Here is a 587-nt window from a genome sequence, read left to right on the forward strand (position 1 = left end):
TACGCTCTCCGGGTGTGCCGTCGAGACAGTCCGTGACGGCACCGGAGGAGAGGGATGGAAGCACTTGAACAGCCGGCAGCCGCCGCGCCCCAGGGCGAGGTCGGCCGCTCCCGCGAGCGTGTCGAGGACGACGCACTGCTGCGTGGTGCCGGGCGCTACGGCGATGACCTCGCCGTGCCGCCCGGGACCCTGCACGCGGCCGTGCTGCGCTCGCCCCACGCCCACGCCGACATCCGCTCCGTGGATGTCACCCGCGCCCTTGCCGTCTCCGGCGTGCACACCGTGCTCACCGGCGAGGACGTCCGCAACTGGGCGGCGCCGTTCCCGGTGGGCGTGCGCGAGCCCATGGAGCACTGGTGCCTGGCCGTGGACCGGGTGCGCTACGTGGGCGAGCCGGTGGCGGTGGTGGTCGCGGAGGACCGCTACGCCGCGGAGGACGCCCTGGGGCTGGTGGACGTCGACTACGGGCTCCTCAGCCCGGCGGTGGACGCGGAGGCCGCCGCCGCACCGGAGGCAGCGGTCCTCCACGAGGGCGTCGGCAGCAACGTCGTCAGCGAGCGGCACTTCCACTACGGCGAGCCCGAGGA

General features: G+C 74.4%; 1 pseudogene. It reads left to right on the forward strand.

The window, feature by feature from the left end:
• Positions 1-54: 54 nt before the first annotated feature.
• A pseudogene (locus tag G7A99_RS23920) lies at positions 55-587 on the forward strand (xanthine dehydrogenase family protein molybdopterin-binding subunit); the annotation flags it as partial.

This window comes from Arhodomonas sp. KWT, from assembly GCF_010993615.1.